19 protein-coding genes are annotated in these 21,741 nt (G+C 69.7%); 8 read left to right on the top strand and 11 right to left on the bottom strand.

Translation table 11 applies throughout. The features are described 5' to 3' along the window. Positions 1 to 76: 76 nt before the first annotated feature. The 3 genes from Ssi02_RS29995 to Ssi02_RS29985 all read right to left on the bottom strand — a co-directional run bounded on the left by Ssi02_RS29995 (position 77) and on the right by Ssi02_RS29985 (position 3,733). Positions 77 to 1,399 carry an amidohydrolase family protein gene (locus Ssi02_RS29995; RefSeq protein ID WP_204030968.1) on the bottom strand — a complete coding sequence of 441 codons (1,323 nt, stop codon included), beginning with the start codon at positions 1,397 to 1,399 and terminating at the stop codon, positions 77 to 79. Positions 1,400 to 1,464: 65 nt separating this feature from the next. Further along, positions 1,465 to 3,003, bottom strand: a complete 1,539-nt coding sequence (locus Ssi02_RS29990) for an ABC transporter substrate-binding protein (protein ID WP_204030967.1) — start codon at positions 3,001 to 3,003, stop codon at positions 1,465 to 1,467. A 253-nt stretch (positions 3,004 to 3,256) separates the two neighbouring features. After that, positions 3,257 to 3,733, bottom strand: a complete 477-nt coding sequence (locus Ssi02_RS29985; RefSeq protein WP_204030966.1) for an SDR family oxidoreductase — start codon at positions 3,731 to 3,733, stop codon at positions 3,257 to 3,259. A gap of 195 nt (positions 3,734 to 3,928) precedes the next feature. Here Ssi02_RS29985 and Ssi02_RS29980 point away from each other — a divergent pair, with 195 nt between their 5' ends. Beyond that, positions 3,929 to 5,017 (top strand): NAD(P)H-dependent flavin oxidoreductase, encoded by a 1,089-nt coding sequence (locus Ssi02_RS29980; RefSeq protein ID WP_204030965.1) that lies wholly within the window; start codon positions 3,929 to 3,931, stop codon positions 5,015 to 5,017. Positions 5,018 to 5,026: 9 nt separating this feature from the next. Here the strand turns inward: Ssi02_RS29980 and Ssi02_RS29975 are convergent, their stop codons facing one another. From Ssi02_RS29975 to Ssi02_RS29950, 6 genes are read right to left on the bottom strand one after another with little or no spacing between them, the layout of a single operon-like run. Beyond that, positions 5,027 to 6,379, bottom strand: a complete 1,353-nt coding sequence (locus Ssi02_RS29975; RefSeq protein ID WP_204030964.1) for a serine hydrolase domain-containing protein — start codon at positions 6,377 to 6,379, stop codon at positions 5,027 to 5,029. A 37-nt stretch (positions 6,380 to 6,416) separates the two neighbouring features. Then, a complete protein-coding gene (locus Ssi02_RS29970; RefSeq protein ID WP_204030963.1) occupies positions 6,417 to 7,295 on the bottom strand; it encodes an ABC transporter permease in 879 nt (292 codons plus the stop codon). Between the two features lie 14 nt (positions 7,296 to 7,309). Next, complete coding sequence (locus tag Ssi02_RS29965) at positions 7,310 to 8,257, bottom strand: ABC transporter permease (RefSeq protein WP_204030962.1); 948 nt, start codon at positions 8,255 to 8,257, stop codon at positions 7,310 to 7,312. Positions 8,258 to 8,265: 8 nt separating this feature from the next. Next, positions 8,266 to 9,312, bottom strand: a complete 1,047-nt coding sequence (locus Ssi02_RS29960) for an oligopeptide/dipeptide ABC transporter ATP-binding protein (RefSeq protein WP_204030961.1) — start codon at positions 9,310 to 9,312, stop codon at positions 8,266 to 8,268. Continuing rightward, positions 9,309 to 10,196 (bottom strand): ABC transporter ATP-binding protein, encoded by an 888-nt coding sequence (locus Ssi02_RS29955; protein WP_204030960.1) that lies wholly within the window; start codon positions 10,194 to 10,196, stop codon positions 9,309 to 9,311. Before Ssi02_RS29955 ends, Ssi02_RS29960 begins: the two co-directional genes overlap by 4 nt. Then, the gene (locus Ssi02_RS29950) at positions 10,189 to 11,715 is read right to left on the bottom strand and encodes an ABC transporter substrate-binding protein (RefSeq protein WP_204030959.1); all 1,527 of its coding nucleotides are present in this window, start codon (positions 11,713 to 11,715) and stop codon (positions 10,189 to 10,191) included. Before Ssi02_RS29950 ends, Ssi02_RS29955 begins: the two co-directional genes overlap by 8 nt. 395 nt (positions 11,716 to 12,110) lie before the next feature. Between Ssi02_RS29950 and Ssi02_RS29945 the strand changes: the two genes are divergently transcribed. From Ssi02_RS29945 to Ssi02_RS29930, 4 genes are all read left to right on the top strand, one after another. Beyond that, positions 12,111 to 12,902, top strand: a complete 792-nt coding sequence (locus Ssi02_RS29945) for an IclR family transcriptional regulator (RefSeq protein ID WP_204030958.1) — start codon at positions 12,111 to 12,113, stop codon at positions 12,900 to 12,902. A 64-nt stretch (positions 12,903 to 12,966) separates the two neighbouring features. Further along, positions 12,967 to 13,194, top strand: coding sequence for a hypothetical protein (locus Ssi02_RS29940; protein WP_204030957.1), 228 nt, complete (start codon positions 12,967 to 12,969; stop codon positions 13,192 to 13,194). 84 nt (positions 13,195 to 13,278) lie between these two features. Next, entirely contained in the window at positions 13,279 to 14,220 is a 942-nt protein-coding gene (locus tag Ssi02_RS29935) for a sugar kinase (RefSeq protein WP_204030956.1), read from the top strand. 214 nt (positions 14,221 to 14,434) lie between these two features. Continuing rightward, positions 14,435 to 15,508: a DNA alkylation repair protein gene (locus Ssi02_RS29930; RefSeq protein WP_204030955.1), complete on the top strand. Its 1,074-nt coding sequence runs from the start codon at positions 14,435 to 14,437 to the stop codon at positions 15,506 to 15,508. A 613-nt stretch (positions 15,509 to 16,121) separates the two neighbouring features. Here the strand turns inward: Ssi02_RS29930 and Ssi02_RS29925 are convergent. Continuing rightward, the gene (locus Ssi02_RS29925) at positions 16,122 to 16,913 is read right to left on the bottom strand and encodes an SDR family oxidoreductase (RefSeq protein WP_204030954.1); all 792 of its coding nucleotides are present in this window, start codon (positions 16,911 to 16,913) and stop codon (positions 16,122 to 16,124) included. A gap of 81 nt (positions 16,914 to 16,994) precedes the next feature. On the opposite strand from Ssi02_RS29925, the gene Ssi02_RS29920 reads away from it, so the two are divergent. Both Ssi02_RS29920 and Ssi02_RS29915 read left to right on the top strand, forming a co-directional pair. Next, complete coding sequence (locus Ssi02_RS29920) at positions 16,995 to 17,930, top strand: AraC family transcriptional regulator (RefSeq protein WP_204030953.1); 936 nt, start codon at positions 16,995 to 16,997, stop codon at positions 17,928 to 17,930. Between the two features lie 305 nt (positions 17,931 to 18,235). Next, the gene (locus tag Ssi02_RS29915; protein WP_204030952.1) at positions 18,236 to 19,267 is read left to right on the top strand and encodes a tyrosine-type recombinase/integrase; all 1,032 of its coding nucleotides are present in this window, start codon (positions 18,236 to 18,238) and stop codon (positions 19,265 to 19,267) included. Positions 19,268 to 19,601: 334 nt separating this feature from the next. Here Ssi02_RS29915 and Ssi02_RS29910 read toward each other — a convergent pair whose 3' ends face one another. Next, positions 19,602 to 20,618 carry a DUF4037 domain-containing protein gene (locus Ssi02_RS29910; RefSeq protein ID WP_239130032.1) on the bottom strand — a complete coding sequence of 339 codons (1,017 nt, stop codon included), beginning with the start codon at positions 20,616 to 20,618 and terminating at the stop codon, positions 19,602 to 19,604. A gap of 137 nt (positions 20,619 to 20,755) precedes the next feature. Here Ssi02_RS29910 and Ssi02_RS29905 point away from each other — a divergent pair, with 137 nt between their 5' ends. Continuing rightward, positions 20,756 to 21,676: a TAXI family TRAP transporter solute-binding subunit gene (locus Ssi02_RS29905; RefSeq protein ID WP_204030950.1), complete on the top strand. Its 921-nt coding sequence runs from the start codon at positions 20,756 to 20,758 to the stop codon at positions 21,674 to 21,676. Positions 21,677 to 21,741: the final 65 nt, after the last annotated feature.

Below are 21,741 nucleotides of genomic sequence, written 5' to 3'. Positions count from 1 at the left end.
GACGTCCGGCACCCGGCTTGAGCAGCCGTGCGACGCCCCGCGTGGGTGCGGGGCCCCGTCTCGACGCATGGGGAGATCAGCTGGTGAGGCGGGAGCGTATCTCCCCCGACAGGGCGCGGAGGCGCTCGACGTCCACGTCGACCATCCTGCCGTCCCTCTTGCGGAACCGCCCGGCCACCATGACCGCGTCGATGTCGCCCACCCCGCTGTGCAGGACGACGTGGTTGGCGGGGTCACCGGCGGCTATGCCGTACGGGTCGATGCGCAGCAGCACAAGGTCGGCCTGCTTGCCGGGGGTGAGGGAGCCGATGTGGCGCTCCATGCCGAGTGCCTTGGCGGCGTTGACCGTCGCGTATTCGAGCACGCGGCGCGCCGTCACGAACGGGATTCCGGGGGAATGCGCCAGGGGCCAGCGCCCTTCGGCGCGTTCGTGCTGGGCCTCGACGGCATGCATGATGCGGAAGGTGAAACGCAGCTGCGACAACATGTCTACCGCGACGAACGACGGGCCGTCGACGCCGAGAGTGGGTGAGACTCCGGCCCGGTCGGCCCTGCCGACGACGCTCATGTTCCTGCCGCCGCTGAACTCCCCCTCGGTGGTGAAGGAAATGCTGCATCCGCAGCGGGCCAGCAGGGCGAGTTCGTGGTCGGACGCGTTGTTGGAATGCGCGGGAAGCAGGTCGGGTCCCAGAAGACCGGCGTCGTGGATTTTGTAGAGTTCCCCGGCGTCGTTCTGGTGGATCGTCATGGGCAGGCCCAGCCCGCGCCCGTGTTCCACCTCGATTTGCATGCCCTTGACGGTGGAGAAGTTCAGGGTGCCAGGGGCGAGGCCCATTCTCACCAGAGCCGTCGGATCGTCGCCCAGTTCGGCGTGGAGCCGGCTCACGTGTGCGAGCCGGTCGTCGCGCTCGCGTTCGATCCGGTCCGCATATCCGACCATGCCATAGCCGAACACCACCCGCTGCCCGGTCAGGCGGTGGGCGCGCAGCGCCTCCTCGGCGTGGTCCTCGGTGAGGACGTTGTGGCAGAAGTCCAGCGCGGTCGTCGTGCCGTTGCCCAGCGCCTCGATCGCACAGGTGTAGGTCGAGGCGAACATGTCCTGCGCCCGGAAACGCTCGCGAAGGGGATATACCCGGGAGATGTAGTCGTTCATGCCCCACAGGTCGGCGCCGAGGCCGCGCATCGGCTGCTGCCACATGTGCAGATGTGTGTCGATCAGGCCTGGGATGACGATCGTGCCCTCGGCGTCGACCACCTCGGCCCCGTCGTCCTCGATCAGCGGCGCGACACGTTCGATGCGGTCACCGTGAATCAGCACGTCCCCGCGCGGCAGGTCGCCGATCCCGGGGTCGAGGCTGATGATAAAGCCGTTCTTTATAAGAATGCGTCGGTCGGACAATGCGTCCCTCCACAGCAGAATGATTTCGTACGGCGAAAGCCGGGATTCGCTGAGCCGCTATCCGCTCAGCCGGTCACGCGGGCCTCCTTGTAGCGGAAGGTCGCGACGTTCCCCACGATGTTGACGATGTTGTCGACCTTCTTCGGGTTGTAGGCCCAAAAGCCGGTGAAGTCGAAGAAGCCGCAGTCGAGAGCCTGGTCGTCGACCTCTTTGATGAACTTCTGCCACTCGGCGTTTTCGGCCTCGGGGCCGGACGCCGCGAGCGCCCGCTCGACGATCGCGTCGAGCGAGGGGTGGGTGACGTTGTAGGGGTTGCTGACGCCGCCCTTGACGTAGCGATAGCGGTAATAGTCGTGCGGGCCGGTGTCCGGGGAGTCCGACAAGATGGCGGCGGGATATTTGCCGTTGCGGAAGACGCTGAAGAAGGTGGCGAACGGCATGATCTCGACTTTGACGTCGACGCCGATGGCCGCCATCTGGCTGCGGAAAAGGTCGGCCACCTGGCGCTGGGAGTCGTAGGCGGGGAAGGCGAACTCGACCTTCGGGTTGCCGATTTCGGCCATGAGCGCCTTGGCCTTGGCCAGGTCGTGCGGATAGCCCTTCACCTCGGGGTTGTAGCCCGTCTGCCCGTCCCGGAGGCGCTGGGTGTGGATGTCGCTGACGCCGCCCAGCAGGGTGTCGATGAAGTCCTGAGGGTTGAGCGCGTGGCAGATGGCCTGGCGGAGCTTCCGGTTCTGGAACGTTCCACGTGTGTCCATCATCAGCAGGTGCCACATCACCGAGGGGTAGCTGCTCGTTTTGAAGCCCTCGGTCTCCGCCCGCTTGGCCAGCGTGGCGGTGGTCCACCCGATGTCGAGCTGGCCGGCCCGGAGGGAGTTGTAGACCGAGTCGGCCTCGGCGATGAACGACATCTCGATCCGGCGCGGGCCGACCTCTTGCGGGGCGTAGTACTTATCGAAATACGTGACGACCGTCTTGAAGCCGGGCACCGACTCCTTGGCCTGGAAGGTCCACGCTCCGGTGCCGCTCGGCTGCGTCTTCCACGTCCCCTCCTTCAGCGCCTTCGGCGACACCATCAAGGCTCCGCGCCTGGCGATGTTCGGCAGGAAGTCGGGCGACGGCCTCTTGAGGTCGATGCGGATGCGGGTCTTGTCCACCGCGGTGATCTTCTCCGCCGCGCTCATCACCGCCTGCCACTGGCTCGGCGTGTCCCGCACCCGCTCAAGGTTCGTCACCACGGCGTCGGCGTCGAACGGCGTGCCGTCGTGGAAGACCACGCCCTCCCGCAGGGTGAACTCGACTTTCGACGCGTCCTGGCTCCACTCCGTCGCCAGCCTGGGCTGAAGCGTGACCCCGTCGGCGGCGAGGGAGATCAGCCCCTCGTACACCAGGGAAAGGTAGGTCTCGTTCGCCTTGGTCAAGGGCTCCCAGTCGTCGAGTTTCTGACTGCTGCCGATCCTCAGGGTCCCGGAGGGGCCGTCCGTCGTGGTCTTGCCGCCGCTCACCGGGCCGGTCCCGGTGTCGTTGCGGGCGCCGCCGCAGGCTGCCGTCAGGCTCACCGCAAGGCAGAGCGCGGTCATGGGCCGGAGAAGGTTACGCCTCATGTATGCCTCAATCGTCCGTACCGGGGGGCGGCGAGGCCGCGGCGATTCTCCTGGCAGGGGAGCGACGCGGACCTCACCGTACGACTGCGCCATAGGCGACCCCCGCCCCGACGACACGGGGTGGAGGGGAATCGCCGCTGGTACAGGCCTGATCACAATCGATTGCGACAAGGGAAACCTATGATTGGCTATGCCAGTTGTCAACGGTTCCCCGGCCTCTCGGGGGCTCTTGCCAGGCTGAGGGGGACGCCTCTCAGGTCAGGGCCTCGCCGCCCCGACTTCCGCCGTACCGGGGGAGAAATCGCCGGCGTGGTCGCATGCCCATTCCTCGAAGGTGCGGGCGGGATGCCCGGGGATGGCGTGCTCCACCTGCCCCCACAGGCCGCTCTCCTGGGGGGGATCGATCCTCGCTCACGGCCATCGCGGACAGATAGACGATATGCCGCCCCGGGGCGGCGATCACGTCCACCGCGGCCTGCGCCCCCTCGGCCGTCGTATACGGCCAGAGCAGGAAGACGGCCTGCACTCCATCCAACGCCGGACGCAGCGTCTCGGGCTCGCGCAAATCCCCGTGCACGACCTCCACCCCGGCAGGCGGCTCGAACGCGGCGGCCGAGGTCGACCTGGTCAGCGCACGCACCTCGGCCCCGGCCGCCACGAGCCCGTCGACCACGTGCCGGCTCACATTGCCACTGGCCCCGATCACGAGGATTTTGCGTCGCTCACTCATGGCTCTCCCCTGTTCGTTCACGTCACTTGGCATCACATCGTGCAACCTCAAGCAAGGTTCGGGTCAACGCGTTTCCCCGGGGCGGCGTACCGCAACATCGCGTGAACGACACGGGCGGCGATATTCCGCGTTTCTTCCCCCGTTCTCAAGGCGGGGACCTCATGCTTGAGGAATGCCGATAAGAAAGGTGGTGCTGTGAGCGCTTTCCCTTGGTCCGGCGGGCGTCTTGAGGCCCTGCTGGGGCTCGACCATCCGATCGTGCAGGGCCCCTTCGGCGGTGGCTATTCGTCGGTGGCCCTGGCCGCGGCGGTGGCCGACGCCGGGGGCCTCGGCTCGTTCGGCGCATATCATCTGGGACCCGACGCGATCACCGGGCTGGTCGCCGATCTCAAGGCGGCCACCTCGCGTGCCTTCGCGGTCAACCTGTGGGTGCCCCAGCCGGGTGAGCGCGACCTGCGCGCCAGGAAGGCCGACGTCGATCGGCTCCGCCCCTGCCTTGAGGAGCTCGGCCTCGACGCCCCCGCCCTCGGCGGCCCTTACGGTCAGGACTTCCGCGCGCAGATCGAGGCCCTGCTGGACGCCGCTCCACCCGCCGTCAGTTTCATCATGGGCGTCCCGCCCCGCGACGTCCTGGAGCGGGCGAGGAGGCTCGGCATCGTGACGATCGGCACCGCCACGACGGTCGACGAGGCCGTCGCTCTCCAGGAGGCGGGCCTCTCCGCGGTCGTGGCCTCGGGCAGCGACGCGGGCGGCCACCGCGGCTCGTTCCTCCGCCCCGCCGGCGAGTCGCTGGTCGGCACCTTCTCGCTCGTGCCGCAGGTGGCGGACGCCGTGTCCGTCCCCGTCATCGCCGCGGGCGGCATCGCCGACGGCAGAGGTGTGGCCGCCGCCCTCACCCTGGGGGCCGACGGTGTGCAGATCGGCACCGGTTTCCTGGCCACGGCCGAGTCTGGCGCGAGCGAGGTGCACAAGGCGGCCCTGCGGGGCCCCGACGCCCGCGTCACCGTCCTCACCCGCCTGTTCTCCGGCCGTCTCGCCCGCGCCATCCCCAACAGGTTCGTGCGGGAAATGGCCGCGTTCGAGGACCAGGTCCCGCCCTACCCTGTGCAGAACGCCCTGATGCTTCCCATCCGCCGCGCCTCGACCGACCGCGGCCTGCCCGACCACGTCAACCTGTGGTCGGGCCAGTCCGCGGCCCTGACCAGGCCTTGCGACGCCAAGAGCTATGTGGACGCCCTGCTGGAGGAGACCACCGCGATCCTCGCCCCCCGGCTCGGCCGATGAGTTTACGGCTCAGCCGACGCGACCGGCGATCCGCTCTCCGACCCGCAGCGCGGAGACCGTCCCGTCGGCCTCTCTGACGAAGGGCACGCGTGAGCTCTCCTCGCCGTCCGGCTCCAGCATGATCAACGAGTCCTCGCCGCAGCGCACGAGGCGTTCCGCGGAGAAGAGCTCGATGACGAACTGGTCGGAGCCGACCGGCGCGGGGTTGGCGATCATGCGCAGTTCGCCCGCCCGGGCGCCGGGGGCGATGGTCACGGTGCCGTAGAAGCCGCAGTCGTAGGTCCCGAGCAGCGCCGCGCTCAACTCGTCGCCGACCGGTCCTGTGGCGCGGCCGGGCACATCGCCGAGCAGGGTTTTGGCGATGACACGCTCGATCTCCTTGACCGCGGGGCCGCCCTCCAGGGAGTTCGTGAGCACGGCGAAGGCGAGGTCCTCCGAGGGGATCAGGACAAGCCGGGTGGCATATCCGATCGTCAGGCCGTCGTGCAGCATCGCCGGCCTGCCCGCGACGTCTTCGAGCCACCAGGCCAGCCCGATGTCGCGCCCGATCGGACCACGGGACGCGTGCACGTCGAACAGCCCCGGCGGAGCGGCGGGCGACCGCACATAGGCGGCATATTTCATCAGGTCGCGCACCGTGCTGAGCACTCCCCCGCCGGGCACGTCCCAGCCGGGCAGCTGCCAGTGGCGCTGCCATCCCCGGTCGGTCAGCAGCACCGGGCGCCCGTTCCCGTCGCGGCCGTGCGGGGCGGCGACCCGCCGGGTGATGACCTGGTCCGCCGTGGTGAAGGTGTTCGTCATCCCTGCCGGGTCGAGCACCTCGTCCTGAAGCACGTCCGCGTAGTGCCGCCCGGTCACCTTCTCCACCACCGCCGCGGCGACCATGATGCCGGGGCCGCTGTAGGAGTAGTCGGTGCCGGGGGCGAACAGCAGGCTCCGCCGTACGAAATGCCGCAGGGACGCCTGAACGGAGTCGTCGGCGTGATCGCTGAGGAGGCGCGGCGCGTCCGCGATCATGTTCTGCGCGTCGATGCCGGAGGTGTGGGTGATGACGTGGCGGAGCGTGATCCGCTCGTCGATGCCGGTGCCGCCGGGGAAGTACGGAGCGACCGGGGCGTCCAGGGCCACCCGCCCCTGCTCCACGAGCCGCCCGACGACCAGGCCGAGCATCGTCTTGGAGATCGAGCCGACCTGGAAGATCGTGTCGCGGTCCACCGGCAGGGGGTGTTCGAGGTTGGTGACGCCGAACTCCAGGAACGTCGTCTCTCCGCGGTGCGTGACGGCGACGGCGATCCCGGGCACGCCCCGCCGCTTCAGTATGGGGGCGATGTGGGTGTTCAGGGTGGTGGCGTGGTCGGACACGACGGTGGGTCTCCTGGGTGTCGGTTGAGGGGGCGGCTTACGCGCCGGCGGAGGTGCGGCTGCGGGGGTCCAGCCGGTCGCGCATCACGTCGCCGAGCAGGTTGAAGGCGAGCACGAGCACGACGAACGCGATGGAGGGGAACACCACCAGCCACGGATCGGTCAGCAGATATTGCTGGGAGGAGGAGATCATGCTGCCGTAGTCGGCGGCGGGCGGCCGCACGCCGAAGCCGAGGAAGCTCAGCGCCGCGTAGGCGCCCTCGGCGGTCGACAGGTTGATCGCGGTCATGATGACGAGCGGTGAGGCGATGTTGGGGAGAATGTGGCGGCGCATGATCCAGATCCGCCCGCGTCCGCACAGCCGGGCGGCGTCGATGTAGTTGCGCTCCATGATCGCGATGGTGGACGCCCTCGCGATGCGCGCGAACCGGGGAATGCAGACAAGCCCGATCGCCAGGGAGGCGTTGACGAGGCCGCTGCCCATGACGGTGATGACGAGGATGGCCAGGAGATACTCGGGGATCGCGAAGAGCAGGTCGACGACGCGGGACAGGGTGCCGTCCCACAGGCCGCCGAGGAAGCCCGCGGCGATCCCGATGACGGTGCCGATCACGAGGGCGAACGTCACCGCGTACACCGCCGACAACAACGCGGGTTGTGCCGCCGCGACGACGCGGGAGAGCTGGTCCCGCCCGAGCGCGTCCGTGCCGAACCAGTGGTCGGCCGACGGCGGCGACAGGCGCGGCCCCACTCCGACCTGGTCGGGCGGGAAGGGCGTGATGTGCGGGCCGAGGACCGCGAGCACGGCGTAGAACAGGATGAGGAAGATCGCGATCTTGGCGACCACCCCTTGCACAGGCCGGCGGCGAGGGCGGACGTCGCGGGAGGGGCGCCGCCTGCGGGTAACGGTGGACACATTGACTCCTGGGGCTACTTGCGGAGGATGCGTCGGTCGACGAACGGCAGCGCCAGGTCGACGAGCAGGTTTCCGAGGATGAACGCCCCCGCCATCACGATCGCCTGAGCGGTGACCTGGGAGAAGTCCCGGTTCGAGATGGAGCTCAGCACACCGCGGCCAAGACCCGGCAGGCTGAAGATCTGCTCCACGATGAACAGGCCGCCGACGAGCAGGCCGAAGATGAAACCGATCAGCGTGAGCACCGGCGGCAGCGCGGCACGCAGCGCGTACAGATAGGTGATGCGCCACTCGGCGATGCCGTTGGTGCGTGCCGTGGCGATGTACGGCTGCGACAGCACCTCGATCATCGAGGATCTCGTCATCTGGCTCACCAGCGGCGCGGTCGGGATGCCCACCGCGAGAGCGGGCAGCAGCATCGTCTGCAGGTTGGCCATGGCGCTGTCGGAGAACGGGATGTAGCTCGGCGAGTAGAGGTTCGTCAGGTAGTGCGTCGCCAGATACAGCGCCGCCGACCCCGACACGAAGGCCGGGAAGGCGAACACGATCAGCAGCGGAAGCCGGATGCCCCAGTCGGTGCCGCTTCCCGCGCGGTTGGCGGCGATGACGCCGATCGGGATGCCGATCAGCACGGCGAAGAACAGCCCCATCAGGCTGAGTTCGAGGGAGACAGGCACCTGCTGGGCGATCACGTCGAGGTTGGGCTGACCTGAGAACGGCGAGGTGCCGAGGTCGCCGCGGAGCACCCCGGACAACCAGTCGAGATACTGCTGGTAGATCGGCTGGTCCAGGCCGAGGTCGCGCTCGATGGCCTTGATCGTCTCGGGGGACGCCTTGGGGCCGGCGAGTACGGTGGCCAGGTTGCCGGGCACCAGCCCGCGCCCCGCGAAGAAGATCAGCGCCGAGAGAAGGAGCAGGACCGCGAGGGCTCCCGCCAGCTTCCTTGACAGATAAAGGAGCACAGCCTCTCCTAGACTTCCGCCGGAGTGCCCGGATCGACGCGCACGACGCCGGACAGCGTGAGTTCGCCCGGCTTGTGGCAGCGCACAAGGTGGCCGGACGTCGCCTCGGTGAGGACGGGCGCGACACTCCGGCAGTGGTCATCGACGATGGGGCAACGCGGAGCGAAACGGCACCCGGCGGGCGGGGCGACCGCGCTCGGCGGTTCGCCCGTGAGCACGATGCGCTCGACGTGGTCGGTTCCCTCGTCGAGGATCCGGGGCTCGGTCGAGCGCAGCGCGACCGAGTAGGGATGCAGCAGGCCTCGGTCGAACTCCTCGGCCGGTGCCTGCTCGACGACCTGGCCGAGATACATCACGGCCACCGAATGGCTGACCTGGCGCACGGCGCGCAGGTCGTGCGAGATGAAGACGTAAGCCGTGCCGGTGTCCCGTTGCAGCCGCTGGAGCAGGTCGAGGACCTGTGCCTGGAGCGACGCGTCGAGCGAGCTCACCGCCTCGTCGAGCAGGATCAGGTCGGGCCTGTCGACGATGGCGCGGGCGATGCACACACGCTGCTGCTGGCCGCCCGACAGTTGGTGGGGGTATCGCGCGCCGAATTCGGGTGTGAGCCCGACGGCGGCGAGCGCCTCACCGGTGCGCCTCTCGCGTTCGTCCTTGCCGGCCCTGCCCAGCGCCTCGCCGATGCTCTCGCGCACGGTCATCCGGGGGTCCAGCGCGCTCGCCGGATCCTGGAACACCGCCTGGACCGTTCCAGTGCCGTGCGCGGCGGCGATGGGAATCCCTTCGGCGCCCACCGTGATGGTGCCGCTGGTCGGCTTCTCCAGACCGGTGATCAGCCGCCCGAGCGTCGACTTGCCGCAGCCCGACTCGCCCACGATGCCCAGGGTGCGCCCGGAGCCGAGCCGGACGCTGACGCCGTCAACCGCGTGGACGGTACGGCGAGGCCCCCGCAGCGTCGTGCGGCGGACGGCGTAGTGCTTCACGGCGTCCCGGACGTCGAGGACGAGGCCGGGTTCGCCGGCCGGCGGGGGCACGGGTGTCTTGTCGTCGGTCATGTCACCACCTCGGCGGGGTCTGGGGTGTAGGAGGACACCTTTCCGCGCGCGGCGTCGAGGAGTGACCGGGTGTAGGGGTGGGTGGGCCTGGTCAGCACCTCGGCCGCGGGTCCCTGCTCGACGATGCGTCCGCCGTACATGACCATGACCTTGGTGCAGAGCTCGGAGATCACGCCGAGCTCGTGCGAGATGACCAGCAGGGTCATCGCGGATTTGGCGACGCGCTCTCGCAGCAGCTCGATGACCTGGGCCTGCACGGTCACGTCGAGTGCCGTCGTGGGTTCGTCGGCGATGAGCAGGTCGGGGTGGTTGAGCAGGGCCATGGCGATCATCACGCGCTGGCGCATGCCGCCGGAGAGCTCGTGCGGGTAGCTGCGCCGCTTGACGGGGGCGTCGCCGATGCCCACCTGACGCAGCGCCTGCTCGACGAGGGTCGTGCGCTCGTGGCGGGTGACCTTGTGGTGTGCGGCGATGACGTCGGAGAGCTGGCGGCCGACGGTGAAGACGGGGTTGAGGCTGCCCAGGGGATCCTGGGGGACGCGGGCGATGCGGGTGCTGCGGATGGCGCGCAGCGCCGCGGGTTTGAGGGCGAGCAGGTTCTCGCCGTCGAGTTCGATGCGGCCGCATTTGACGGTCGCGGCGGGCGGGAGGATGCGCAGGATCGCCGATGCGAGGGTCGACTTTCCCGATCCGGACTCGCCGACGAGCCCCACCCGGTCGCCGCGCGAGATCGTGAACGACACGTCTTCGACCGCGGGCGCGGAGGTGTCCGGGGAGCCGTAGTGGACCGAGAGTCCGTCGACGACGAGCAAGGGGGCGCCCGGGTCGGGGACGGCGTGGACCGCCCCCGCCTGGGGACGGTCCACAGGTAGTGCGTCAGCCATGGCCGACCTGGCTGAGGAAGGTACGGCTCTGGCTCGGTGGTACTTTCACCCCGCTCAGTCCTTTTTCATAGGCGACGAACATGTCCGTCGCGAGCAGAGTGATGGTGGGGTAGACCAGCTCCGCCTCCTCCTTTTCGATCGCGATGAGGGCTTGCTGGTAGGCCTCCTGGGATTCGGCCTTCAGCGACGCGTCGAGCAGCTTCTGCAGGGAGCCGGGAACGGGCCCTTGGCGGCCTTCGGCCGGCTGCACGTATTGGAAGGGATTGGAGTAGTACGACTGCGCGTTCCAGCTCAGGGCATATTTGGCGGTGGTGAGCTTCTCGCCCCAGGCGCCGACCTCAAGCGGCTCCAGTTCGACCTTGATGCCGACCTTGGCAAGCTGGTCCTGAATGGCGGCCACCAGGTCGTTGGTGCCGCCGTCGTAGCCGCTGAGATACATCAGCGACGTGCTGAAGCCGTCGGGATATCCGGCCTCGCTGAGAAGTTGTTTGGCCTTTGCGATGTCCTGCGTTGAGTTGGGCAGGTCGGCCGGGGCGGGGGCCCAGGCGGTGCCCGGCGGGATGTAGACGCTGGCCCGGGCCGCGCCGCTGTAGGCCTGCTGGGCGAGGCTGTCCCGGTCGATCGCCAGGGCCAGAGCCTGCCGGACCTTCTGGTTGTCGAACGGCTTCTGGAGGTTGTTGATCTGCATGAAGATCGTGGAGTCGGTCGCGGCCTTGTCGACCGTGACCTTGTCCGAGCCCGACAGCGCCTTCGATCCGGCCACGTCGGGGAAGATCAGATCGACTTTCTCCGCCTGCAGGTTGCTCACCTGCGTTGAGATGTTGGGAACGTAAAGGATATTGAGGCGTTCGGATTTGGTCTTGGTTCCCCAGTAATCGCCGTTCCGCGCGAGCTTGAGTTCGCTGTTGGCGCGGTAGGAATCCTGTTTCCACGGTCCTGTGCCGACCATGGCGATTGCCGGATTGCTGGACGTGGCCGCCTTTTTGTTCATCACGGCGCAGCCCCACACAAGGGGGTTTGCCATGTTGTTGATAAAGCCGGCGTCCGGGCTTTTGAGCTGGAACTCCACGACACTGGGACCCTTAGCCGTGGTTTCCACGAGCGTCGGGAACATCGCCTCGTCGATGCCGTCGGGACTGTCCTTTAGACGGGTGAAGGTATAGACGACGTCGTCGGCTGTCAATGCCTCGCCGTTGTGGAACTTCACGTTGGGCTTGAGGTTGAACGTGTAGGTCAGGCCGTCCGCCGACCGCTCATACCCTGAAGCGAGCGCGGGTTCCACCTTGCCGTCGGCGGTGGTGCTGAGCAGGCACTCATAGGCCAACTGCCAGGCGAACCTGTCTGCGAAGTAGGCCGAGCCCTGAGGGTCGAGGGTGGTGGGTGCCGTCGTTTCCGCCACAGTGACTCCGGCGTCAGCGGTGCTGCTTTGGGGCTGGGAGCACCCCGCCGCGGCCACCGCTGTCGTGCAAGCCACCACAGCAGCGCGTAGCGCTAACGCGCGGCCATGATGCTTCTTCATCTGAACCTTCTCTCAAGGTCGATTCAGCGTTCCTCCGGCCGCGCTTCGATGACGTCGGATGACCAAAGAGGGGGACTGTAGAGACGCTGAATTGTGTTGCATTGCAAATCATTGACTTGCATTGCATCATCGTTATACGTAGGGCATAGTCACGTCAAGAAGTGCGGTAGCAAAATGCCTGGTGATCAAGCTGTGAAGAGAGGGTGGCGACCCGTGGTCGCGTGCAGTCCAACCGCCCGTCGAGTATCGCCCCGGTCCGATGTCGAAGCCCGCGTTGAATATGAAGATCCACGATCATTCGGCGATGTGATCGCCCAAGGTGATTTCGTGCTTCGCCATGGGCGCCGCGCCGGCGCCCGCGGTGGCCGTCCGCCGAGGCGAGGGGAGCCCCCGCGATGACCCGGGATCCGAGCCGGGCCCAAGGTCCCCGCAACAACTCGGCGTCCCTGCGCCGGGCCCTGTCCATCCTGCTGCAACTCGGCCTCGACACCGACGGGGTCGGCTTCTCCCTCGTGGAGTTGTCCGCGAAGCTGTCGATGAACAAGAGCACCTTGCTGCGGTTACTCCAGCCGCTCGTCGAGATGCGCTTCGTCGAACAGCTCCCCTCCGGGCATTACCGTCTGGGATGGCGCAACGCGCACCTCGGCCAGGTCTACCTCGCGGGTGTCGACCTGCACCGCACGATGCGCGACGTCCTGCAGAGGCTCGCCACGCAGACCAGCGAGACCGTCCACCTCGCGATCGCCGACTTCCCCAGCATCGTTTACGTGGACAAGGTCGACAGCCCCCATCCCATCCGCATGTTCTCCCGGATCGGCAACCAGCAGCCGGCCCACAGCACGAGCCTGGGCAAGGCGATGCTGGCCCACGCACCGGCCGATACCGTGCAGATGGTCGTCTTGCACGGCCTGCCGGCCCGGACACGGCAGACGATCACCACGGCCGAAGGGCTGCGCGCGGAACTCGCCGCGATCCGGCAGCGGGGCTACTCCATCGACGACATCGAGAACGAGGAAGGCATCCGCTGCGTGGCTGCGCCGATCTTCGATGTGTCGGGGGCGAGTTCCAGCGGGATCAGCGTCTCCGGGCCCGTGGAACGGGTGACCCCGGAGAAGGTCGCCGAGTTCGGGCCCCTCGTCATCGCGGCCGCCAACGACATCTCACGTCGCCTCGGAGCAAAACGGTGACTGTACGGATCCACCCCCTCAACCACACGCCGGACAGACCGGCGCCTACCCGGCCGGCGTCGGCTTGGCAGGCGCCGACTTGGTGTGCGACCCCGACCTGTTGTTGTGTGACACCGACCTGGCCGAAGCCTGCTTCGTGTGCGACGCCGGCTTCGTGTGCGACGCCGGCTTCGTGTGCGACACCGGCTTCGTGTGCGACACCGGCTTCGTGTGCGACACCGACCCGGCATGCCTCACCAACCTGGCCGACGCCAACCCGGTGTGCGATACCGACCCGGCCGACGCCGGCTAGGTGGGTGACACCGCCCCTGCCGGTGTCCCGTACCGGAGAGACCGTGCGGGTGCTCGAATACGCTGCGGCGGGACGGGCGTCCCGATGACAATCGATCTCGTGACCCTCGGCGAGGCGATGGGGCTGCTCACACCGACCGAGCCAGGTCCCCTGCTGCGCAGGCCGCTGCTGCGTCTTGGCTTCGGAGGCGCCGAGACCAACCTCGCCATCGGCGCCGCAAGGCTTGGCCTGCGCACACACTGGATCGGCCGCGTCGGCGACGACGAGATCGGCGACCTCATCCTGCGTGAACTACGCGCCGAGGGTGTCGCCGTCTCATGCGTGCGCGACACCGCGCCCACCGGCTTGATGTTCAAGACCGTCGGAGCCGCCGGCCAGGTGCGCGTCACCTACCTCCGGTCCGCCAGCGCCGGTTCACGCCTGTGCCCAGGCGACGTCGACGAGACCCTGATCCGCGAGGCGAAGGTGCTGCACGTCACCGGCATCACCCCCGCACTCGGCGCCGACCCCGCCGCGGCGGTGACGGCGGCAGTCGAGATCGCCCGCGCCAACCGCGTCGTCGTCTCACTCGACCTGAACTACCGCAGCGCACTGTGGGACCCGCGCACCGCCAAGGCGGCCCTCGGCCCGCTCGTCAAACAGGCCGACGTGCTGTTCGCCACCCACGATGAGGCACAGCTCCTCGTCAACGCCGACACCCCGGCCGACTGCGCACGCGTGTTGTCGTCACTCGGTCCCCGCCAGGTCATGGTGAAACTCGGGGCCGCAGGGAGCGTGTCCGTCGTCGACGGCGAACTCTACCGGCGGGACGCCGAGACCGTGACGGTGGTCGATCCCGTCGGCGCCGGCGACGCTTTCGCGGCGGGCTATCTGAGCGACCTCGTGCACGGCGCCGACGCGCGCGCCGGACTGTCGACCGCCACCAGAGCCGGGGCCTTCGCCGTCACCGTCTCGGGCGACTGGGAGGGACTGCCCACCCGCGCGGAACTCCACGCCTTCGAACGGCGCGGCGACGTTGTCCGCTGAACCACCCGTTGAGCACGGTCCCCGGATCGTGGCTACGGCAAAGTCGCTCCCCCGTACCGCGAACCAGAACGCAAGCCCTCGCCTTGGCCACCCCTCCAGACGTGGGTGCCTCGCCTCCTCCGCCCCCCGGCGAGGAGGCGGCCCCGGATAGCGGTGACGTCCCATCGCCCAAGGTCCCCCGGAAATGTCGGTGGCGTTTGAGAGGCTACGGCGCGTGGCCACACCTCTGAAGGAAATGATCAACCACGGGTCCGTGGCGACGCTCGCCGACGGTGTGGCGGCGGCGTGGGCGCCGTTCGCGCGGGACACCTTTGTGCGGGCGGCGACCGGCGGGCTCGACGGTCTGGAGCTGAAGGATCGGGTCCGGCACGTCTCCGCCGCGTTGCACGAGAGGTTGGCTCTGCCGTTCCCGCAGGCCGCCGCGGTGCTGCGCGAGGCGACCCGCCACGTCGCGCTCGACCTGTGGAGCGGCTGGCCCGCGACCGAGTTCGTGGCCGCGCACGGGCTCGGCCATCTCGACGAGGCGATGGAGACCTTGGGTGTGCTGACCCCGCACTCGACGGGTGAGTTCGCGGTGCGGCCCTACCTCGACCGGCACCGCGAGGAGGCGCTCGCCGTCATGCGCGGCTGGGCCGAGTCACCCGACGAGCACCTGCGCCGCCTCGCCTCCGAGGGTTCACGCCCACGTCTCCCCTGGGGCTCACGCGTGCGGTGGCTGATGGAGCCCGGCCCCACACTGCCCATCCTCGACCGGCTGCGCGACGATCCGAGCGACTATGTCCGCCGCTCGGTCGCCAACCACGTCAACGACCTGGCCAAAGACCACCCCAACGTGGCCGTCGGCATCCTCGCCCGCTGGCAGGAGTCCGGCGGCTCACACGTCGAGAAGGTCGTCCGCCACGCCGCCCGAGGCCTCCTGCGCACAGGCCACCCCGGCGCACTCACCCTGCTGGGCGCCATGCCCGGCAGCGGCTCCGTCAAGGAACTCACCGTCGATCCCCAGGTGGCCGTGGGCGATCACCTACGCTTCACCGTCACGGTGGAAGCAGAGGCGCCAGGCCCGCTGGTGCTGCGTTACGCCGTGCACAGGGAAGGCTCCCGCCGGGTCTTCTACCTCGGCGAACGCCTGGCGAACACCCCCGGCCAAACCTTCGTCGTGGCCAAGTCCCACTCCTTCAAGCCCGTCACCACCCGCAACGAACCCCCCGGCACCCGCACCCTGGAGGTCATCGTCAACGGCACCGTCCGCGCCACGGAGTCCTTCACCCTCACACCACCCCAAGAGTGAGAAGGCAAGGGCCCAGCCTCCCCCACCGCCGCCGAGGGCTTCGAACCTGTGAAGTACGGCAGAACCTGCGAGGAGAGGTAGCGGGCGGTGCCATACATCTCAGCGCGACCGGGCGGCTGACAACCTGGAGCGAGCGGAGGATCCCAGGTGAGACCCGGGACCCGCCGTCGGCCACACCCCCACGCGGGCAATCCGGGCCAAACCGCCCGGCGGGGCCAAGACCCAGGCCGGACCCGGTCGGCCGGGTGTTCGGTCCCCATGCCTCGCCGTACGGCAGAGCCCGCGAGGAGAGGTAACGGGCATGCCATACACCTCAGGGTGACCGCGCGGCTGACAACCTGGAGCGAGCGACCGATCCCGGGTGAGACGCGGGACCCGCCGCCAGCCCAACGCGGGGAATCCGGGCCGAAGCGCCCGGCGAGGCCGAGACCCCGGGCCGGACCCGGGGGGTAGGGGTTAGGGTCCCTTGCTTCGCCATGCGACGGAAGCGCTTCCGGCCAGATGGGTTCACGACCCGGGCCGGGGGTTTCGGTCGCCTCGTGCTTCGCCGTACGGCGGTCATGGGCTTCGGGAGGCGCGGTTGGCACGACCGGGTGTGGTGGGAGTGTCCCGGTTAGGCCGAGGGCCAGGTGGCGGTGACGAAGTCGGTGAAGGAGCGAGGGGGGCGGCCGAGGGCGCGCTGGACGCCGTCGCTCAGGTAGGCACTCTCCCCGCCGGCGATCTCCAGCATCGACTGGACCAGGAGTTCGGTGAGGTCCTCCGGCACGCCTGCCGCTGTGAGGGAAGCGTGGAACTCCTCGGGAGGGCAGGCGCGGTAGGCGAAGGGGCGGCCCAGGGCGCGCTCGATGTGGGCGGCGGCTTCGGCCCAGGTGAGGGATTCGGGGCCGGAGAGGTCGTAGGTCTGCCCGGCGTGTCCGTCCTGGGTGAGGGCGGCGACCGCGACGTCGGCGATGTCGTCGGCGTCGATGAACGGTTCGCTCCCGTCGCCGGCGGGCAGCGCGAGTTCGCCGGCTTCGACGGCGGGGGCGAAGAGGTCCTCGTTGAAGTTCTGGAAGAACCACGTCGGGCGCAGGACGGTCCACTCGGCGGCCAGTTTCCGCACCACGTCCTCGGCGGGGTGGAAACCGGCGCCGCGGGCCGACAGGACCACGACGTGCCCGGAGAACTTCTGCAGCAGCGCGGTGATCTCCTGGGTGGGGTCGGCGCTCAAGGGCGGCGGCACGAGGTAGAGCTTCGACACTCCGTCGAGGGCGGCGTCCCAGGTGGTGGGGTCGTCCCAGTCGAAGCGGGTTTCGCCGGAGCGGGAGGCCGCCTTCACGGGCAGGCCGAGGTCGCGGAGGCGGGTGACGACGCGGCGGCCGGTCTTGCCGGTGGCGCCGAGCACGAGGATCGGTGATTCGGTCATGGGTCCATCTCAGCAGCAGATGGTGAGACCTTCCCATAGGCGATCCGCTGAATAACATAGGCGATCGTCTACACTCCGGGCATGGATGTATTGGCCGACCTCCTCGGTGGGGTGCAGGCACGAGGTGCGATGTTCTGTCAGTCGATCATCTCGCCGCCCTGGGCGTTGGAATACGCGCAGCCGCCACCGCTCGCCATGGCTGTGATGATGCGGGGCGAGGCGTGGGCGAAGCCCGAGCGGGATGCGCCGGTGCGGCTCACGCCCGGCGATGTGGCTCTGGCCAAGGGGCCTTCGCCGTACATGGTCGCCGACTCCCCCACGACCCCGCCCCAGGTGCGTGTGCACCCGGACGGGACATGTGAGGGGCCGTCCGGCGATCCGATGCTGTTGGAGCCGATGGCACCCCGGACGTACGGCAGAGCCGACGGGGAGTCGCTCCTCATCGTGGGCTCGTTCCCCCTCAACACCAAAGTCTGTGAGTGGCTGCTGTCGGCTCTGCCCCCTGTCGCGGTGGTCCCGGCGGGCGATCCACGCATCGCGCGGACGTTGGAGCTGCTCCAGCAGGAGATCGCCGGCGAGGAGCCCGGGGTGCAGGTCGTGCTGGACCGGCTGCTGGAGTTGCTGCTGGTGCAGGCGGTGCGGGTGTGGTTCGCGCTGCCGGGCACCGTCACCCCGGGGTGGTACAGCGCGCTCGCCGACCCCGCGGTGGGCAAGGCGCTGCGGCTCATACACGAAGACCCCGCCCGGCCGTGGACGGTCGGCGCTCTGGCGGGCGCGGTCGGCATGTCACGCGCGGCGTTCGCCCGCCGCTTCACCGCGATGGCGGGCCGGCCGCCGCTGGCCTACATCACGGAGTGGCGGATGACACTGGCCGCCGACCTGCTCTCGAAGTCGGGCATGACGGTGGCCGCCGCGGCCCGGCGGGTGGGTTATGCGGACGCGTTCGGCTTCAGCGCGGCCTTCAAGCGCGTGCGGGGCGTGAGCCCCGGCAGCGTCCGCGCCGGCCTGGCGACCTGAGCACCCACGCTCCCGCCAAAGCCCGGCTCTGGGCGAGGTCGGGGAAGGTAGAGCGGCGGCCCCTCCCCTGTGAGGGCGAGGTGCGGCGATGGCCGGTTGCCCGCCCGGGGACCGGCCTGGCGACCTGACCGCCACGCTTCCGCCCAAGCCTGGCTCGATATCCCTAGGTGGGCGAGGCCGGGGAAGGTGCAGGCGGCGGCCGGTCGCCCGCCGAGGCGGCGACCGGTGGGATGGATTGTCGGTGGGGGGCGGTACGGTCGTCGCACCGTGCATCGACGACGAGCGGAAGGATCCTCCACACCACCATGCGGCCCGCCGATCTCAACCGTCTCACCGTCGCCCAGGCCGCCGACCGCTATGTGGAGCTGGTGCGGGCCAAGACGTCGACGGGTGCGTTGTCGCCCGCGACCGCCGAGCTCTACGCCCGTGACTGCGCGACCCTGGTGCGGCTCGCGGGTGAGGACCGCGTGCTCGACGACCTGACGGGTGAGGATGTCGACGCGCTGCTGCTGGCCTTCGCGCGGCTGCCCGACGGGCGGCGGGCCTCGCCGGGGCCGGGTGGGCAGAGCGCGTCGTCGCAGGCGCGGTTCCGCCGGTCGATCTCGGCGTTGTTCAAGCACGCGACGCTGGCCGGCTGGGTGCAGATCAACCCGATGACGGTGTCGACCGTCATGTCGAAGGAGCGCGGCGGGCTGCGCGCCGAGCGGCGGGCGCTGACCAAGGAGCAGGCGCGCGGGCTCATCGGCGCCGCCAAGGAGCTGAGTGACACGCCCGAGGCGGAGGCCCGGCCGGCCAAGCGGCGCGATCAGCGCACGGAGGCCCGCGACGCGCTGATCGTGATGCTGCTGTCGACGATGGGCCCCCGGGTGTCGGAGCTGGTCAGAGCCAACGTCGAGGACTTCTACGTCAACGACGGGGTGCGTTACTGGCGCATCTTCGGCAAGGGCGGCCGCACCCGTGACGTGCCGCTGCCCGCCGACGTGGCGCGGGCGCTCGACGTCTATCTCACCACGGGGCGTCCCGCCTCGGCCGACAAGGCGCTGTTGTTGTCGTGGCGGGGCAGGCGGCTGGCCCGGGGCGACGTGCAGGCGGTGATCGACCGGGTGCAGCGCCACGTCGACCCGACGCACCGCCGCTCGGTGACCCCGCACGGCCTGCGCCACACCACGGCCACGCATCTGCTGGCCGACGCCGTCGACATGGACGCGGTGCGCCGGGTGCTGGGCCACAGCGACCTCGCCACTTTGGGGCGTTATCGCGATGAGTTGCCGGGCGAGCTGGAGGTGGCGATGCGCACCCACCCGCTGCTCAAGGAGCGGCGCCACGACACCACCTGAGCCTCCGCCGTTCAAAAAGAGCATGAGACCGGGACGGCGCCAAAACAGGGCGGCGCCGCGACACCACCTGAGCTCCGCCGCTCGGAAAGAGCACAAGACCGGGGCGGCGCCGAGCCGCTGCCGTTCAGGGCGCCTGCTCGCGGAGCACACCCGGCGGCACGTCGTCGTCGACGACCGGGACCGCAACGAGGGCCGGACCGCCGGCGGCGATCCGGCGGGCGGCCTCGTCCATGGCCGCGGGCAAATGGTCACCCGCCCCGGGGGTCCAGCCGGAGCGCTGTGGGCAGGTCCTCACCCACCCCGAAGGTCCAACCGGACCACCGCGGGCAGGTGCTCACCCGCCCCTGGAATCCAGCCGGAGTACGGCGCGGGCCACCGTTCGCGCCATCCCGGGATTCATGATCACCTCTCCCTCGGCGAACTGGTCCACCGATCCCACCCTCGGCAGCGCCGCCACCTCGGTCTCCCCGATGCCCTCCGCCAGGGCCGCGGCGAACCGGTCGGCGCCTATCACCTTGAACGGCCGGTCGTGGAAGGGCCGCACCTCCGCATCCAGAGGCCCGGTCAGCGAGAGCCGGTTGTGCAGCAGCGCCAGCAGCTCGTAGGCCCGCGACATGTGCCGCTCCCGCGATGGCCAGTCCCTGGCCGCGAGTGCCGCCGCCAGCGCGTCGCCGAGCTCCGCCGAGCCGGGCAGCCGGGCCAGGGCGCTGCCCAGCCACTTGGCGTAGGGCGGGTAGCGGCGCCGCATCAGCATGGCCAGCCGCGCCATCTCGCGCACCAGCCGCGCCGTCTCCACGGTGGCGCCCAGATCGTCCCCCACCTCGGCGCACCGCCCGGGGAAACTCTCCTCGACGGCGATGCGCCGCCACTGGCAGGCCAGCACATAACGCCAGACGGGCTCCGGATACCACGCCACGGCCCGCCGTACCTCCTCCAGGGCGCCGAGGCCGTCGTGGAAGACTTCGCCGCCGGTGATCTCCGCGAGCGCCTGCCACGGCGTCGCCAGCCAGTCGAGCACCCCCATCCCGCTACGCGGGTCGAAGCCCAGCCGGTCCGTCGTCCACGTCTCCGGGTCGGACACCACCACGCCGTGCCGCTCCCCGATCAGGGTCGGGAATCCGTGGAAGCGCTCGGGCACCCCCGCCGCAACCGCCGCCCTCGCCTCCCCCACCCGTTCCGGTTCGGTGAAGACCAGCACTCTCGGCCCCCAGTCGTGGTCCATCGACCGCGACGTGTCGAACGACAACACCTCGGAGCCCGGCCCGATCAACGCCGCGCTGTGCCGCGTCCCCGTCAGCAAAGGTCGCACTACCTCCCCGTAGAAGGCACGCGACAGCTCAATCCCCGGCATGAAATCGGACATCATTCCGCCACTGTGCCTTAGCGCATCGCCAAGATTCACCCTGTTTTCCGGCCGGCCCGCGACCACACGTGCCACGGCGTGAAACGCCTGTGGCGAGGGCGGTCCACCGGGGCTACCGTGGGCGGATGCCGCACCTGTGCCGCCGAGGCTTTCTGCTGCTCCCCGCGGCTCTCCTGCCCGGCTGCTCGGCCGGCGCCACCGGCGACATCAGCGAGTTGCGCGTCGCCACGGGGCCGGCGGGCGGCCCTTACGCCCAGTTCGGCTCCCGTTTCGCCGCGGAGCTACGCCGCAGCGGCTTCGCCGTACGCGTGCTGCCGACGGCGGGCAGCGTCGTCAACCTCTCCATGCTCGCCGACGGGCGGGCCGACCTCGGGTTCGCGCTCGCCGACAGCGCCGCCGACGCCGTCGAGGCGGGGCGCCCCGTGACCGCACTCGCCCGTGTCTACCTCAACTATGTGCATCTCGTCGTGCCCGCCTACTCGTCCCTCACCGCGCCCGCGCAGCTCACTGGGAAGGCGGTCTCCATCGGCGCCAAGGGGTCGGGCACCGCGGTCTCCGCCGCGCGTGTGCTCAGCGCGGCCGGGCTGCCAGGCCCCGCCCATTTGCGATGGCTGGACCTCGCGGAGTCGATCGACGCGCTCGACAAGGAGAGGATCGAGGCGTTCTTCTGGTCGGGGGGCGTCTCCACCCCGGCGCTGGCGGACTATGCCGCCCGGGCCCCGATCCGGCTGGTGCCGCTCGGCACGCTGGTGCCGGCTCTGCGCCGGGTGCACGGGCCGGTCTACGAGCACGCGACCGTGCCCGCGGGGGAATACGGCACTCGTGCTCCCGTGCCCACCGTCGGCACGCCGAGCTACCTCGTCTGCCCGCCGCGGCTTCCCGGGCGGGTGGCCCGCGCGATCACCGAGGTCCTGTTCGACAGCCGCGACCGCCTGGAGGCGCCGCACGCCCCGGGGGGCACCCTCGACGTGCGCTACGCCATCGGCACGGGCGCCGTGCCCCTCCACGAGGGCGCCGCGCAGTATTACCGCTCGGCGTACGGCTGACGCCGACGCGGCGAGCGCACCGCCAGGCCGGTGTGTCGTCCCGGCGGCCAACGGCAGGCCCGGCG

This window comes from Sinosporangium siamense, assembly GCF_016863435.1.
Taxonomy (GTDB): Bacteria; Actinomycetota; Actinomycetes; order Streptosporangiales; family Streptosporangiaceae; genus Sinosporangium; species Sinosporangium siamense.
The sequence above is the reverse complement of the archived record's forward strand: the minus strand, read 5'-3'. Positions and strand labels throughout refer to the sequence as shown.